This is a genomic window from Kamptonema formosum PCC 6407 (assembly GCF_000332155.1).
Taxonomy (GTDB): domain Bacteria; phylum Cyanobacteriota; class Cyanobacteriia; order Cyanobacteriales; family Microcoleaceae; genus Kamptonema; species Kamptonema formosum.
The window spans coordinates 1143311-1159627 of the sequence record NZ_KB235903.1 but is presented as its reverse complement, the minus strand read 5'-3'; the positions used below and the strand labels follow the sequence as shown (position 1 = coordinate 1159627).

Annotated in this window: 8 protein-coding genes; 4 read left to right on the top strand and 4 right to left on the bottom strand. The window is 44.7% G+C overall.

Translation table 11 applies throughout. The features are described 5' to 3' along the window. Positions 1 to 28: 28 nt before the first annotated feature. Complete coding sequence (locus OSCIL6407_RS0110025; RefSeq protein ID WP_007353948.1) at positions 29 to 1228, bottom strand: glycosyltransferase; 1200 nt, start codon at positions 1226 to 1228, stop codon at positions 29 to 31. A gap of 380 nt (positions 1229 to 1608) precedes the next feature. Between OSCIL6407_RS0110025 and OSCIL6407_RS0110020 the strand changes: the two genes are divergently transcribed. Then, positions 1609 to 3933, top strand: coding sequence for a GumC family protein (locus OSCIL6407_RS0110020; RefSeq protein WP_007353947.1), 2325 nt, complete (start codon positions 1609 to 1611; stop codon positions 3931 to 3933). Between the two features lie 343 nt (positions 3934 to 4276). Here the strand turns inward: OSCIL6407_RS0110020 and OSCIL6407_RS0110015 are convergent, their stop codons facing one another. Then, positions 4277 to 4885 (bottom strand): LysE family translocator, encoded by a 609-nt coding sequence (locus tag OSCIL6407_RS0110015; RefSeq protein ID WP_007353946.1) that lies wholly within the window; start codon positions 4883 to 4885, stop codon positions 4277 to 4279. 68 nt (positions 4886 to 4953) lie between these two features. On the opposite strand from OSCIL6407_RS0110015, the gene msrA reads away from it, so the two are divergent. The 3 genes from msrA (at position 4954) to OSCIL6407_RS0110000 (ending at position 10275) form a co-directional block, all read left to right on the top strand. Then, positions 4954 to 5631 (top strand): peptide-methionine (S)-S-oxide reductase MsrA, encoded by a 678-nt coding sequence (msrA, locus tag OSCIL6407_RS0110010; protein WP_007353945.1) that lies wholly within the window; start codon positions 4954 to 4956, stop codon positions 5629 to 5631. Between the two features lie 243 nt (positions 5632 to 5874). Next, positions 5875 to 6483 carry a DUF3318 domain-containing protein gene (locus OSCIL6407_RS0110005; RefSeq protein ID WP_007353944.1) on the top strand — a complete coding sequence of 203 codons (609 nt, stop codon included), beginning with the start codon at positions 5875 to 5877 and terminating at the stop codon, positions 6481 to 6483. Positions 6484 to 6969: 486 nt separating this feature from the next. Then, positions 6970 to 10275 carry an EAL domain-containing protein gene (locus OSCIL6407_RS0110000; protein ID WP_007353943.1) on the top strand — a complete coding sequence of 1102 codons (3306 nt, stop codon included), beginning with the start codon at positions 6970 to 6972 and terminating at the stop codon, positions 10273 to 10275. A gap of 59 nt (positions 10276 to 10334) precedes the next feature. Here the strand turns inward: OSCIL6407_RS0110000 and OSCIL6407_RS0109995 are convergent, their stop codons facing one another. Together OSCIL6407_RS0109995 and OSCIL6407_RS0109990 are read right to left on the bottom strand one after the other, a co-directional pair. Continuing rightward, a complete protein-coding gene (locus OSCIL6407_RS0109995) occupies positions 10335 to 13133 on the bottom strand; it encodes a family 10 glycosylhydrolase (RefSeq protein ID WP_007353942.1) in 2799 nt (932 codons plus the stop codon). A gap of 357 nt (positions 13134 to 13490) precedes the next feature. Continuing rightward, positions 13491 to 16190: a DEAD/DEAH box helicase gene (locus OSCIL6407_RS0109990; protein ID WP_007353941.1), complete on the bottom strand. Its 2700-nt coding sequence runs from the start codon at positions 16188 to 16190 to the stop codon at positions 13491 to 13493. Between the last annotated feature and the right edge of the window lie 127 nt (positions 16191 to 16317).

Sequence of the window (16317 nt, the reverse complement as noted above, 5' to 3'; positions counted from 1 at the left end):
TTAGCCATTAGCCATTAGCCATTAGCCATTAGCCATTAGCCATTAACGCTACTAATTTCTTCGCCTCCACAGTAACATCGTGATTTTGAGCAATGCGATCGCGTCCTACTTTACCCATTTTTTCTAGTAATTCTGGTGGCGATTCTAAAGCAGCCCGCATTGCTTCTGCTAGTGTACTAACTGAACCGGCGGGAACTAACCAGCCGCAGACACCAGGTTCAACTAACTCTGGGATACCCGCGACATAGGTAGCGATCGCAGGACGACCCAAAGCTAAGGCTTCCATCAGCACTACTGGCAAACCTTCAGCAAAACTCGGTAATACCAGAGCTCGCGCCGCCAGAATTTGTTCCTTAACTTCCGCACCTGTCGCCCAGCCAGTAATTTCTATATATTCTTGCAGATTGAACTTGGCAATCAAAGATGCGATCTCCTCTCTGAGTGCGCCATCACCTACTAATATCAACTTAAATTTCAAGCCGGAAACTGCTAACTCATGGGCAGCTTCTACTAATAGCAAGTGGCCTTTCTGTTCGCTAAGCCTACCAACACAAACTAAGCGAGGTTCCTGCGGTATGGGAACCAGCGGTTGAGTCAAAAACTCAGCATCTACTCCGCAGTGAATGATATGAATTTTAGACCACTGAGCGCGATCGCACCATCGGCATAACTGACTTTTGCCGAAAGAACTCACCGCCACCACAAAAGCCGCACTCTTAATTTTTTCATCTAAGGCTAAAACCGTAGCCTTATCAAATTCTTCAGGGCCGTGAACAGTAAAACTGTAGGGAGGGCCGCCTAAAACGCGACACAGCATCGCTACAGTTGTAGAATTTGTCCCAAAGTGAGTGTGAAGGTGTGTCGCACCCACATCTGAAAGCCAACCCAGGAGCACGCAGGCCTCCGCTAAGTAAGCAAAATGGCGCAAAATGCCCCTTTCTGAATGCCAGCCAACCCGGAACATCAACACTAACGCCCTGAAAAATCGTAGCGGCTTAGTTGCAGCAGTCCATAACAGGCTCCAGAGTAAGCCTAGCATTCCAATTTCGAGGACGGTTCGAGTCAAATCTTCCTCTACTTTATCTGCTCCATCTACAAGTTCAGCGTCGCAAGAACGGATGGAAAAACGTGCAACTCTACTAGCACAAGTTTCGACTGCGACAATCTCTCTACGGATGAAACTATGACTAACCTTCGGGTATTGATTAACTAAATAAGCAATTGTCATGCCTATTGCCAGGAGAAATTTGCTGCAATGCTGAGCTTAAGCGGCACTGTGCAGTTATGTTAGCATAGTATATGCTCTACCAATATCCTGCACAATGCTAAAAAAATTTGAAGCAAAAGGGGTTAGAGTTGGGAGGCAATTAGAAAATACTACGTTTGGTGATTTTAAATCGATCGGAAGTCTTAAAAACGATCCTAGATCGTAAGCTGTACCCATCTAACTTGCATCTCACTAGCGGGTATCCCACATACCACATAGATTTCATAGTTGAGCTAGATGTAAAGTAAATTTTTTAGAGGTGACACCTAGTAAACTTTTGATTGATATAGGCATTTAAAGGCGTAATTGAGTGACAGGACAAATAACCATCAGAGGTGAACATGGAGACAGAACAGGGAGATAAAATTGTATCAATTGGTAAACGAGGCCGACAATTTCAAGAATTACCTGTCGTCGATACAGATGAGTCTAGTCCCCAGCCTCAAAAAGGATTAAATTTTGCCCCATTTTTGCGGACATTCCGGCGAAAAGCATGGCTAATTCTTGCGATTACAACTTTAGTCGCAGTTGGGGCAGGATTTTATATCAAAACTTCTAAAAAAACCTATCAAGGAGATTTTCGGCTTTTAGTAGAACCTGTGACTAATGAAGCTAGAATTGCTGAACCTTCCACCCTCGCTCGCAGCGACTCGGCAGTGCCAAGTCGAGATATTTTTAGCTTGGATTACCCCACTCAGCTTGAGATTCTACAGAGTCCTCAAATGCTTAATGCGATCGTAGATCGGATTAAAACTAAATATCCTAAGTTTACCTACGAAGAGTTCCAAAGAGGATTACTGGTAATCCGCGTCGGCAGTAATCTGCTTGACCAAACTAAGATTATTGAAGTTCGGTATCTGGGACAAGACCCAGAGATGGTACAGTTTATTTTAGACGAAATGGCTAAGAAATATTTAAAATACAGCCTTGAAGAACGGAAAAGCCGTATTGGAGAAGGTGTTAAATTTATTGAAGATCAACTTCCCGGCTTGCAGCAGCGTGTAAATGACCTTAAATCAAGGTTACAGCAATTGCAGCAGCAGCAAAGAATCAGCGATCCGAAAGTGCAAGGAGAAGAATTACTCACCCAAGTTCGCACCATTGAAACTCAGGAATTAGAAACTCAAAGGCTATTGGAAGAACAGAGATCGCTTTATGCTAACTTGCAGAAACAATTAGATTTTACCCCCAATGAAGCTATTGCTGCTTCCGCCTTGAGCGAAGAACCTCAGTATAAAGAATTACTGGTAAAGGTGAAGGAAGTAGAAAGTCAAATTGCTTTAGAATCGGCGCGGTTTAAATCTGCTAATCCCCTGCTAGAAGCTCTAGAACGCAAGCGAGCCAACTTGTTAGATTTACTCAATCAGCAAACCCAGCGAATTATCGGACAGAACTTAGGAGTTGATGCCAACAATTCTAAAGTAATGAGATTTCAAAATTCGATTCGCGTAGGACTGATTAAACAATTAGTTGATACCGCTAATCAAATTCAGGTTTTAGAAGTTCGCAATCAGGCAATATCACAGGCCAGAGACGATTTAAACCGACAAGCCAAACTATTTCCGGCGGTGGCTCGTCAGTATAATGAATTGTCGCAACAGTTGGAAATTGCGACTAAAACCCGCGACCAACTTTTGACTCAGCGAGAAACGTTGCGAGTGCAAGCAGCTCAAAACCAAGTGCCTTGGGAACTGATTTCTAAGCCTCGGATACCTCTCGATCCCGCTGGAAATTTAGAGCCGGCTCCCAGTAAAGCTAAAAACAAATTTGCGATGGCGGTAGTGGGTGCTCTAGTATTGGGTATGCTAGCTGCTTTGTGGATAGAAAAGAGACGCAATATTTTCTACGTAGCTGAGGATATTAAAGATGCAATTCAATTACCGATGTTAGGGGTAATTCCTTTAGATAAAGATTCTGAAAAATTAGCGCGCGACTATCGGAATGGTTATGCTTCTTTAGTCAGCAACGATCTCGCTAGCAGGAGTTCATCTCCATTTTTAGAAGCTTTTGATGCTCTCTACACTAATCTCTGTTTTTTATTCTCAGACCGTCAGATTGGCTCCTTAACTATTGCTTCGGCTGCACCTGGTGATGGCAAATCTACTGTAGCTTTACATTTAGCTGAAGTTGCGGCTCTTGCTGGTCAACGAGTGCTGTTAGTAGATGCAAATTTGCATTCGCCAACGCTACATACTTTATTGGATTTACCCAACTTTAGAGGTCTGAGCGATCTACTTTGTAATAAGCTGGAGCCAAATGATATTATTCAGCGATCGCCTCTAGCTGATAATATGTTTGTGTTGACGGCTGGGATTCCTTTGCCGGGTGCTGCTAGACGAATGAGTTCTAGTTTTATGGCGCATTTAATGGAGGAATTTCAAACAAAGTTTGATTTAGTGATTTATGATACGCCCCCGCTTATTGATGCTAAAGATGCTAATTTTATCGGGGCGCGGACAGAGGGGATCTTGATGGTTGTGGCTGTTCTCAAAACTAAGAATTCTGTAGTTAAGCAAGTTCTCAGTCAATTAGAAAGTTTTGGCATTCCCTGCTTAGGAGTAGTGGCTAATCATGTGGGGAAAAATGCTAAATCTAAAGGGGAAAAAGCAGTGGTTTTAAAGCCTTCACGTCAAGTAGGTTTGTCCGCTCCTGCTCCCCAAGAATAAGTTTGTTAGTTGTTAGTTGTTAGTTGTTGGTTGTTGGTTGTTAGTTGTTAGTTGTAGTTGTTGGTTGTTATACCAAATCCGGGTTTACTACCCCCTTTATTGTCATTGCGAGCAAAGCGAAGCAATCGCAGAGACCTTGCGATTGCTTCGCTTTGCTCGCAATGACGGATTATTATTAATAAAGGGGATAACTAACCAGGATTTGGTATTAGTTGTTAGTTGTTAGTTGTTGGTTGGGTGTAAGCAAATTAAATGTAAGGTGGGCGCTCGCCGCAAAAAGCCTGTAACTTATAGCTATAGGTAGTTGTCGGCGAGCGCCCACCCTACAAATCTACTAATCAGCTTAACCTAAAAGGGCAATAATGCCAAATACAATAATAATTAATCCTGAAATTCTATTAATCCAGATTAAAGAGCGATCGTCAAATTTTTTCCTGAGTATACTAACCCCAGTGCTGAGTAGTAACCACCAAAGAGCAGAACCTAAAAATACTCCCAATACTAATATTCCTGAATCCAGATAATTGCTGCCAGCACTAGCAACTCCCAAACCAGCAAATATGGCAGCAAAAGATAAAATTGTCAAGGGATTAGTAGCAGTTAAAAAAAATGTTGAGGCATAAGCACCAATAAGTCCTTTACCTGTGGCTTCGGCTGCGGACTGTGCGGGTTTTGCCAGAAAAGTTGTAATACCTAAATAGCATAAAAAAATGCCGCCGATAATTCGCAACCATACTTGCTGACTAACTAAAAAGCCGGAAATAAATGTTAATCCAAATCCAGCAATCGAACCGTATAAGCCGTCAGCCGTAGCTGCTCCCAAACCTGAGATTAAGCCAACTGCGAGGCCTTGAGCTAAAGTGCGGCGAATACAAAGCACTCCAATGGGGCCGACAGGTGCAGCAATTGAGAAGCCAACGATTAAACCTCTAGAAAAAAAACTGATGTCCATTGGAGCAATCCAAAATAAGTTCTATTACGTATTACAAACAGATTCACCAAATTTAATATTGTAACTCTATGGCAATTCGCATTTTGACTCTATCTCGTTACCTAGTAGGCAGCTTGTCGATAATTTTACTCACGGCTGCACTTGCTGGTCGTGCGTCCCAGACTAGAATACCAGACCCGGCTGCTGATATCTCGATTTCGATGGCAAAGGGCAAACAAACTGCCGTTTTTGCTGGAGGGTGCTTCTGGGGAGTAGAAGCTGTTTTTGAGCATCTGAAAGGGGTTTCTGCTGTCGTTTCTGGTTATTCTGGTGGCAATGAAGCGACGGCAAATTACGAATTAGTTAGTGCTGGGGAAAGCGAACACGCTGAAGCAGTGGAAATTACCTACGATCCCTCGCAAATATCTTACGGACAGCTTCTAAAAATCTACTTTGCTGTCGCTCACGATCCCACAGAGTTAAATCGCCAAGGGCCGGATGAGGGTACTCAATATCGTTCTGCGATCTTTTTTACAAATGATGAACAGAAGCAAGTCGCTTCTGCTTATATTCAGCAACTCAATCAGGCGCAAGTTTTCAGTAATCCGATTGTTACTCAGTTAGTTCCCTTAACTGCTTTTTATGCGGCTGAGGATTACCATCAAGATTTTGTGGCTCGTAATCCGAATTATCCCTATGTGGTTGCCCATGATTTGCCGAAGTTGTCTCAGTTGCGGGAACAGTTTCCCGATTTATACAAGAAGTAAGTTTAGCTAATTATTGAAAAGCCTTTTGTTTCCATGTCGGGAAGCAAGAGGTTAAATATTTTTAAAGATTGGTTTATATTAATCAATAATTATGTATTGTTCGTAATTAGCAATTATAGCAACCGTCAAGGCGGTTAGGACGTTCTGATTTCCTGCCATCATAGATTCTATTCCCTTCTTCCCCTAGCCCTAGCCCCTAGCCCCTAGCCCCTAGCCCCTAGCCCCTAGTTATACGTAAAAGCTATGAATCCTGAACCAGAAATTCGCCGCCTCTTAGATATCATGCCCGCCTCTGGTCGCATGATGGCTAAAATAATCAGCAAACCGCAGCAAGCAACAGTGATTGACAGCCCTTTTCCGCTGCCTTGGAAGCCGGAACGTTTGATTTACGTCAATTTTGACCTATGGCGGCGGTTGTCGAAGCCGCAGCGGGATTTGTTGATATTGCGGACTCAGGGCTGGTTGTGCGCTGTGAAGTGGTTTAAACCAGAACTTTATCAAGGCGTTGCACTGGCAGGGATTTTAGGTGCGATCGCTCAAGGAGTTCAGGGGGATGCGGTGGGGGTTGTGGTTGCTGGTGGTCTAGCGGGGCTAGGCCTGACTCGTATTTGGCAATCGAGTCGCAGTCCTCAATTAGAATTAGAAGCCGATGAAACTGCTATTCGGGTTGCGGGGCGGCGAGGCTATAGCGAAACGGATGCTGCTCGGCATTTACTCTCTGCCATTGAAGCCGTCGCCCAGATTGAGGGGCGTGGGAGTTTAAATTTCACTGAGTTGATTCGTTCTCAAAATCTGAGGGCGATCGCAGGTCTGTCCTCAGTGGGAGTGCCAGAGACACTTAGGCAAGACTAAGGCTAAAGTAGTAGGAACACTTACTTGAGATTACTTAGATTGGCAAACTCTCTGGGACAGAAATTACCAATTACTTACGTAGCTCTGCCCTGTGGGCGGTTCTTTTACCGCTTCACCTTGACGGTGTGACCAAGGCAGTCTCGACAATAATCTTGGGGTGTAAATAAGGTGTTATGGGCAATATCAAATCCGGTTGCAAAGTCATTTTACAGGAAATCTAGCAAACCGAAATGAATTGTAAAGAATTTGTAAGGGTTATGTCCTCCTGTACTTGTCGCGATCGAGGGACAACGACAAGGGGATTGCTCCCTACAGCCATTGTACTTTAATCCTGCTATCAGGGAATTACTGGTAAGTAAGTAAGTAATGGTCAATTCAAAATGAAAATTAAATATTAAATATCAGTTATACTCATATTTAATATTTAATTTTCAGGGTTTGATATGAGTTGCAATCGCTCAATGCAGTCTATCAGGAAAAAACTCCATGACATTGCGACACAAAATATTATTAATCTTTGGCGCGACTCTAGTCAGTCTAAATTTGGTTCTCTACGCAGCTTCATCCACTATCTTGCTCAATCGATTCAATAAACTAGAAAAAGAGCGCGTCCGTCAGAATGTCGAACGGGTGATAGAGGCATTAGCTAATGAGCAAAATCAATTAAATAGCATCGCTCAAGATTGGGCACCTTGGGATGAAACGTACTCCTTCATTAAGGATGCTAACAAGCGCTACATCAAAGCAAATCTTGACGATCAGACCTTTGGCAATCTCCGGCTCAATATCATGCTGTTTCTCAACAGCAATGGTCAGATTGTTTTTAGTAAAGGTTTTGATTTACAAAAGTATCAAGCCGAACCCATTCCTCAGAGGATACTTAACTATATCTATGCCGATTCAGCCCTGCTCGCTCACCATAATTTCAGAAGCTGCCATACAGGAATTGTAATGCTCTCAGAGGGATTGGGCAAGCAGGATGAAACGGCGGAGACAGATACTAAGGAATTGCCTATACTGATGGCTTCTTGCCCAATTTTGACTAATAAATATGAAGGCCCCATTAGAGGTACGTTAATTGTCGGGCGCTATCTAGATCGTACTAAAATCAAGCGCATAGCTCAGCAAACTGAATTTTCAATTAGTACCTATCGACCAGAAAACGGTATGCTGAAAGATGAGCAAGTGGGTTCTATCTTGAAACTTGATGAATTAAGATTACCCCGGCTTAATTCCGTAAAAACTTATGCAGAATGCTCTGCTTTCAATGCTAACTGTCCAATTACTGTGCAGTCTTTAAGTGCTGATGCGATCGCAGGCTATGCAAAACTTAAAGATATCTACGGAAAAGAATCATTGTTATTGCGAGTAGAACTTCATAGAGATCTTTATAAACAAGGTCAAGCCAGCCTGCGTTATTTTACTTGGTCGCTTCTGATCGGCGGTGCAATTTTTGGTCTGGTTGGCATAACTGTACTGGAAAAGTTAATCCTATCGCGATTGGCGTCTTTGAGTGCAGGCGTGAAATCAATCGGTTCTTCAGGTAATCTCTCGCAACACTTAAAAATACCTGGTTCCGATGAATTATCAAGTTTAGCTACGACAATTAATAAGATGTTGACTCAGCTAGATTTCTCTCAAACCGCGTTACGGGAAAGTGAAGCTAAGTTTCGCGCTGTGTCGGAAGCAACTCCAATTCCAGTAGTGATTACTCGTGCTAGCGACGGTGTACCGCTGTATCTTAATGAATATACTGCCCTGACTTTTGGGTTGGATCGTGAAGAACTCTTACACCATAAAACCTCAGAATTTTACTATGATTTGGCTGAACGGGAAGCTTTGCTAGAAGCTTTTATGTGTCAAGGATACCTGCGAAATTACGAGGTTCGCGCTAAGAAGGCAGATGGGACACCATTTTGGGTTTCAGCTTCCCTGGAGGCCTTGATGTTTGATGGGGAAGCGGCAATTCTGAGCGCTTTTTGCGATATTAGCGATCGCAAACAAATTGAACAAGCTTTATTTCAAGAAAAAGAACTCGCGCAAGTAACATTACAATCGATTGGGGATGGCGCGATCGCTACCAATGCACAGGGTGAGGTTCAGTCTCTCAACCCCGTTGCCGAAATCCTCACTGGTTGGCAAACTGAAGAAGCCAAAGGTCAGCCCCTAAGTGAGGTATTCCAACTGGTAAATGAAACCACTCGCGAGGTAGTAGAAAATCCCGTTACAGCAGTATTCCGAGAAAACCGGATAGTTGCCACCGCGACAAACATGGTTTTGATTGCTAAAGATGGTCGGGAATTTGCGATCGATCATTCCGCCGCACCAATTTATGCCAGTTCCGGTCAAATTATGGGAGCGATTTTAGTCTTTCGGAATGTCACGCAAGCGCGGAATTTGTCACGCCAATTAACATGGCAAGCTACTCACGATCGTCTCACTAGATTAATTAACCGCCACGAATTTGAACGGCTGCTAGAAGAAGCCGTTACTAGCAGTAAAACTTTAAATCAACAGCACGTTTTATGTTATTTGGATTTAGATAGATTCAAAATAATTAACGATACTTGCGGTCACGCAGCCGGTGACGAATTGCTGCGTCAAGTAACAGGCTTATTGAAAAGCAAAGTCCGAGAGACAGATATCCTAGCGCGTTTAGGCGGAGATGAGTTTGGTTTGTTGCTTTATAAATGTTCAATAAATCGTGCCCTCCAAATAGCTGATTATTTGCGAGAGCAAATCCAAAATTTTCGATTTATATGGGATGGAAAAACATTTAGTATTAGCGTTAGTATCGGTTTAGTTGCGATTGGGAGTAACGATCGAGAGATTGCCTGCCATGTTGGATCTGCGAATGTATTAAGTGCAGCCGATGCCGCTTGCTATGCAGCCAAATCGAAAGGTTGCAACCGCTTGCACCTATATAAAGCTGATGATAGTGACATGGCTAGACAATTTGGCGAAACTCAATGGGTAGGGCGAATTAATCAAGCTTTAGAAGAAAATCGCTTTTGCCTCTACTCTCAAACTATTGCACCTCTGACCTCAGATTGGAGCGAAGGAGTACACTATGAAATCTTACTACGGATGTTGAATGAAGCCGGAGAAATAGTAGCTCCGGGTAGCTTTATGCCTGCTGCTGAACGCTACAATTTAATGCCAGCAATTGACCGTTGGGTAATCCGTAAGTTATTTTCTAGTTTAGCTAATTCTGGCTTAAGGATGGGGAATCCTAAATTTAATGGTAAGGCACAAATCCCCCTACAAAAATCTCTTTATGCTATCAATTTGTCTGGTGCAAGTATTAATGATGATACTTTCATTGAGTTTCTGCAAAATCAATTTACATTTTACAGAATTCCACCGCAAATCATCTGTTTTGAAATTACTGAAACCGTAGCAATTGCTAATCTTAGTAAAGCTGTACAATTTATTCAGGAACTTAAGAAGTTAGGCTGTTGTTTTGCTTTAGATGATTTCGGCAGTGGTATGTGTTCCTTTGCCTATCTGAAAAATTTACCAGTTGATTACTTAAAAATTGATGGATATTTTGTTAAAGATATCGCCAACGATCCTATTGCTGACGCAATGGTAGAAGCAATCAATCGCATCGGACATATTATGGGTATTAAAACAATTGCCGAGTTTGTTAGTAACGAGACCATCTTACAAAGAATTAAAGAGATTGGAGTTGATTACGCACAAGGCTATTTCATTACAAAACCTCAACCTCTGACGGAAATTCTATCAAATCTGATTGCATCAGAATTTTTGTTAACTGTTAACTGTTAACTGTTAACTGTTAATTGTTAATTGTTAACTGTTAATAGGACTGATGCTCATATCTTTATTCATCTCCGGTTCAACTCCACTCTCTCCCCATAACGTAATAGCATCTCCAAACTTGCCAAACGATTCTGCCAAGTTTGAACCTGATAACTATTCTCCATAGCATGAAGCCGCATTGAATTTTTAAACTGAGATTCAAAAGCTCCTAACAACCTCCTAGCATTCGCTAACTTATCCCCAGAAGGATTAGCAGCCAAAGCACTCAAAGCCTGCGCTAACTCATCAGATTGAGAGCGTAAACCCTTAAGCTCAGAATCAGAAATTCGCAGTTGATTAGTAGCTAAAAGCAAACTCCATTCCTGCTTTAAGGCAGTATAGCGAACAGCAGCAGCCTCAAAAGGTTGACGATAAGGAATAGGCCCATTTGCAGACTGAGAACGCACAGGAGTTTGACCTTGAGTGCGACTAAAAAAACTTTGCAAATTATTAGTAATCGTCTCAACAGCAAAAATTGAATAACCCCCCGTTGGCAAATCTCGCAAAGCTTGAATTTGGTCAATTGCCACAATTTCAGGTAACTGCAATAACTTCACTGCTGGAGCAATTAAAGTCGGGCCTAAATTCTGTTCCCTCGCTAGGGGTTGTGCAATCCGTTGGAGTCTATTAGTATCCAAAGCATAAGTCATCGGCACAACTAAATCCACATCACCCCGACGCGCCCAAACTTCCCAGTTTTGTTGAATCTTATAAATCCGCTGACTTTCTGGGTGAGGAAAGACTGCTGCTGACAAAATTGTGCCAGGATGATTCTGTCGCAAAAACTGGGAAACTTCAGCGACAAAACTATTAATTTGTTCGGTTTTAAACTCAGTCCACTTACGCCATAAATCGCCACTATCGGGAGAAAGTTTAACCGGATCTACACCTGCGATTTGCTGGAATTGTTCGCGGGCGGCTTTCCCATAACCAAAACTAAAACCCAAATTTGGGTCTTGAAAAGGATAGCGAATGTAATCCAGTTGTAAGCCGTCAACTTTGTATTTACTGGAAATTTCCCCAATTATTTGTAGTAAATAACTGCGGGCTTCTTTATTGGCAGGATCGAGGTAAAATTTGCCATCATTGACGTGCTGGCGGCGACCTTGATTATCTATATTTGCCCAATCTGGATGAGCCGAAAGTACCGGCCCGGGATAATCCCCAGGGAGTCCCAGCAAGGCATTATGCCGCTTATTTCCAGTAGCAAAAGCCCAGATCCAAGCGTGCAACTCTATACCCCGCTCGTGGGCTAATTTCACAGCAGATTCCAGTGGGTTCCACCCAACTATTAGGGGATTTTGTTGCGGTGCAACTTGAGAGGGATAAATAGGATATCCAGCATTTAATGTTTCAAAGAAAACTGTATTGATGCCGGCTTGGGCGAGACGGTCAAAAATTGCGGCTAATCCTTGCTCAGAACCAGCTTTGACAATACTGCCTCGATCTAGCCAAACGGCACGAATTTCTGCGCCGGCTCGTTGTCCTTCTGTGGGGTAGTTTCGCCAGAGTTGTTGACGCGCTTGTAACCATTGTTGCCTAGCGGCGGTGTAGTTTTGGGCTGCGATCAGGCGATCAAACTCTTGTAGCACTTGCTTCGCCTGTGCGATCGCACCCGCAGCGGCCCCTTCTATAACTGGAGGCCTAGTAGCAACCCCACCACCCATATTGTTAGTCGCCGCTACCAATTGGGGTGCAAAGTTTGCAGCGTTGAGGTTGATAGCTACATTCGCAGAATTAGCCGCGATCAGAGAGCTTTCAAACCTACCCAAAAGATTTGTGAGTTCTTGGCGCATCAAGTACGCTTCGATGGTGCTGATGGGCTTATTAGCACTCGCTTCTACATCTAAACCAGGGGGTGCTGACTGTTCTGAGGGATCTGTGAAATTCTCTGGAACAGGCCCAGATGGGGATGGGGGGGATGGGGGAGATGGGGGAAATAGGGTAGATGGCGGAGAGGGATTAACTGGTGTAGAGCGAGAAATTCTCCCCTGCTCCTCTGCTCCCCCGCTCCCCTGCCCCCCCGCTCCCCCGCTCCTCTGCTCCCCCGCTCCCCCGCTTCCCTGTCCCGATCTTGCTACATCGGTTACGGGACCAACAGCGCCGCCCCATCTGGTTAAGGATGCTTGCATCCAAACTCGATCTAACTCTGGCGATCCGTCTGTACCCCAGCGCCAACCTAAATAGGTAGCGCGATCGCTAGCAACTACTGCTGAGGAACCGTCGCTCTGTTTCCAGATCGCAGCGGTTTGACTGTTCATATCAGCGGGAATTAATACGCCACCTTTGACTGTGGCGTTGGCTTGCTCAGGTGGAACCCAATTAGTAGAAGTTTTACAAGCAATATCTCGACACCGTAACCGGGGTTCAGGTGTTGTGGCTTGAGTTAAGGGAAAAGCCCAATAAGCGCCTAAGAGCGATCGCAGTGATTGTCTGACTAAAGCTGGAGAACTTCGCCCCACTGGGCCTGTAGCAATTAATCGCCCTCCCTGTTTCATCCACTCTTCAATTGCTTTAACTTGGACTGCACTAAGGGTTTCAATGTTGGGCAAAAATAGTACAGAAACGCCGGCTAAATCCGCTGCACTTTTGATATCTTCGAGATTAATTGGTTTATAACGGCTAATTCCGCTTTCCCAAAGCCGTGTTGTAATCTTAATCCAATCAGCAGAATTGTCTGAGCTGCGAACTACACCCAAGACTGATTCTGCTAACCCTGGAGAGGGAAATAATACAAGTAAATTAATTAAGCTACTAGCTAAAGTTCCTAATAGCGCAGGTACGAGCAGTCGCGTTTTTCTAGCCTGAAGGCGATTATCAGGCATTATGTGAAACTTCTTAAGCTGCATTGGTATCAAAACTCATCAACACACCACTTGGACTAATTGTTAACTGTTAATTGTTAACTGTTAGTTGTTAGTTGTTAACTGTTAGTTGGAAAAAATAAATTAACTAACAATATCGCACTCCATCGAACTCACTTAATATTAAGACTTCTGCACATTTTACGTAACGCCGCCTTCTAGGCGGTGATGTTACCGCCTAGAAGGCGGCGTTACGGATGATTTTGCGTAAGTCTTGTAATTGTCAAATATTAACAACAAACAACCAACAACAAACAACCAACAACAAACAACCAACAACTAACAACCGACAACTAACAACTAACCACTAACTATTATTCAATCAACCCCTTCATTAACAGGAAAGCGGTCAATTAACTGCATAGCGCGATAGGCATTGCTTCGCAAAGACTCAGATATATAAGGTACGTGAGGAACTTGAGATAAGAAATCTAAAGTCCGGCGCAAAATCCGCACCACATCGCCTTCATCTAAACTCGTGTTGGCCACAATGTCAAGCCATTCTACGCCAAGAGCCCATTGTTCTACCAAAGTGATGATTTCACGCTCTAACCAGATAGGGATTGCTACGTCGTGGCGATGCTGTACTTGGAATACTCGCCGCCGCAGACCTCGCTGTAAATTGTCTAAAGCTTCTAAAACTTCGGGGGACAAAGTGTAGCGAGTCCAACTGTCTGGCCGAGAAACTTCGGTGACTAAGCCGGCACAAGCAGCAGCTAAGTGATGGGGGTCAAGTTCGTTAAATTCGCCCGACATTAGGGACAAACCTAGCCACAATTCATTATCACCGCGAATGGCAGCGCAAGCTTTGCCTAACATTGTTGGCATTAAGCCATCTAAGCAGCCAAAGCTTTGTAAGATGGCGATTAAATTGAGAAATTCTTCCCAGTAGCGAGCACGTTTTTTTTCTAGCTGCTGTTGGCGATCGCTAATTTCTTTGACCAGCGATCCGCGTCTGCGTTGTCGTTTAAGCAAGCTAGCGGGGTTTCCCCATTCGTGGAGGGGGTGATTTTCTAGCTGTTGTTCTAGTGCGGCTATGCGCTGCTGCTGTGCGATCGCTTCTGGGGGCGGTGTGGGCGTGGGCATTTCTGGAATTAAACGTGCGATCGCGGCTGTATCTTCATTCCCCAGCCGACACTGGCCCAATCTCATCGCCATTTCAGGGGGAACGCCCAAACTATCCACCACACTCAAGCGCGGAATTTCGGCATACAAGCCCGCCACGTCGCTAATTGCCACAACATACCAGCGATTATCTCTACCCAAACATACCAAGTAAGGAGCTTGACCAGGCCCCGGTATTTTGGCAACTAATACCGCTGGTAAAGCTGGTGCTTGGGGTCGTTTAGCTGTCGGGACGTGCTTACCTTTGAGACTAAGCACTGTGCCAATTACAGCAAAAGCAACGGCAACGGCCATATCTTTAAGCCGTATTTCTTCTGCCTGTTGCTCTAAAGTTTTTAAGATCCGCTTTTCTTCTTTAACTCGCCCTTGCAATTTTTCATAATTGGCGAGTAATTTCTCTAGAGAGGCGATGTTTTTGCCGCTGGAGTCTAACTGTGCCTCGATCGCCCCTAATTCCCTCTTGAGGATGTCAATTTCTGCTTGTTGGGGCTGCAAGTGCAGAGTTGATATATACTGCCCAAAACTGCGTTCTACAAGCTCTTTAGCTTCTTCCAGAGTGTGAGTTTGCAGCAAGTTCAATACCATGCCATAGCTAGGGGTAAACTGGCTGGAAAGGGCATCAGCTCCCGCTGTCGCTAAGTAAGCGGCTTCTTTTGCCCCTTCAAAGGGTGTTTGCACGGTAACAACGTATCCCACCTCATCCATCCCCCGTCTGCCAGCTCTACCCGCCATTTGTAGGAATTCGGAAGCATTTAACAGGCGGTGTCCCCTGTCTGTGCGTTTGGAAAGGGTGGAAATTACTGTGGTACGGGCGGGCATATTGATCCCGGCGGCGAGGGTTTCGGTGGCAAATACGACTTTAATTAAACCCATGCCGAAAAGTTCTTCAACTAATCCTTTCCAAGCGGGCAAAATGCCTGCGTGGTGGGCTGCTACGCCTTGGTAGAGGGGTTCTACTTGTCCGGCGCGACGGGCTTCTGGATTGCGTTCTAAAAAGTCGTCCACAATCCGGCGGAGTGAGGCCGATTCTTTCTCCGTTACTAGGGACAAATTGCCCATTTCGCCAACGGCGCGATCGCATCCTTTGCGACTGAAGATAAAGTAAATTGCTGGCAGCATATCCCTTTGCTGCAAGCCAGAAAGAATGTCTGGCAAATTAGGGACGGGGATATTGCCTCTGGTTTCTTTTTGCTGCTTTTTTTTGGGTACGAGGCGGGCGTTGACTTTTTTTGTGCCTGCTTCCAGGAGGGGAAAGAGGCCTTTTTGATTGGCAAAGTGAAATTGCAGGGGGACTGGGCGGAAGTCGGAGTAAATTAACTCTGTAGGGCCGTGTACTCTGCCAATCCAGTCTGTAAGTTGGTCGCTATTGGCGACTGTGGCGGAGAGGGCGACGAGTTGAACTTCAGCGGGACAGTAGATGATCGATTCTTCCCAGACTGTACCCCGCTGTCTGTCGTTCATGTAGTGACATTCATCTAAGACTACGGCTTCCACCCCCGTGAGAGATGTGCCGACTTCACCGATAGGGGTTCCGTAGAGCATATTACGGAAAATTTCTGTTGTCATCACCAGGATGGGTGCTTCCCGGTTGAAAGACATATCACCTGTGAGTAGCCCTACCATGTCTTGACCGAATTGGTGGCGGAAGTCGCGCAGCTTTTGGTTCGAGAGGGCTTTGAGGGGAGTGGTGTAAAAGACGCGCTTGCCGCGATTGAGGGCGCGGTAGATGGCATATTCGCCAATGAGGGTTTTGCCGGAGCCTGTGGGGGCGCAGACGACGACGGATTTGCCAGCTTGAAGGGCTGCGATCGCCTCTTGCTGGAAATCGTCTAGTTCAAAGGGAAATAATGTCTTCAGATCCAGCTCTTGGCTGTTCTGGGGGGGGTACGGCACGTTTGATGTGTTTGCAGGGTGAGTGTGCTTGCATCTTGCTGGTTGCAAGGTAGCACAGGACTGTTTTTATTGTAAGCCTTTGCAACCAATTAGGAGCTAGGGGCTAGGGGCTAGGGGCTAGGGGCTA

Bases quoted from the DNA above. Each gene is read 5' to 3' on its own strand.
- OSCIL6407_RS0110025 (WP_007353948.1), bottom strand. From the start codon at position 1,228: ATGACAATTGCTTATTTAGTTAATCAATACCCGAAGGTTAGTCATAGT.
- OSCIL6407_RS0110020 (WP_007353947.1), top strand. From the start codon at position 1,609: ATGGAGACAGAACAGGGAGATAAAATTGTATCAATTGGTAAACGAGGC.
- OSCIL6407_RS0110015 (WP_007353946.1), bottom strand. From the start codon at position 4,885: ATGGACATCAGTTTTTTTTCTAGAGGTTTAATCGTTGGCTTCTCAATT.
- msrA (WP_007353945.1), top strand. From the start codon at position 4,954: ATGGCAATTCGCATTTTGACTCTATCTCGTTACCTAGTAGGCAGCTTG.
- OSCIL6407_RS0110005 (WP_007353944.1), top strand. From the start codon at position 5,875: ATGAATCCTGAACCAGAAATTCGCCGCCTCTTAGATATCATGCCCGCC.
- OSCIL6407_RS0110000 (WP_007353943.1), top strand. From the start codon at position 6,970: ATGACATTGCGACACAAAATATTATTAATCTTTGGCGCGACTCTAGTC.
- OSCIL6407_RS0109995 (WP_007353942.1), bottom strand. From the start codon at position 13,133: ATGCCTGATAATCGCCTTCAGGCTAGAAAAACGCGACTGCTCGTACCT.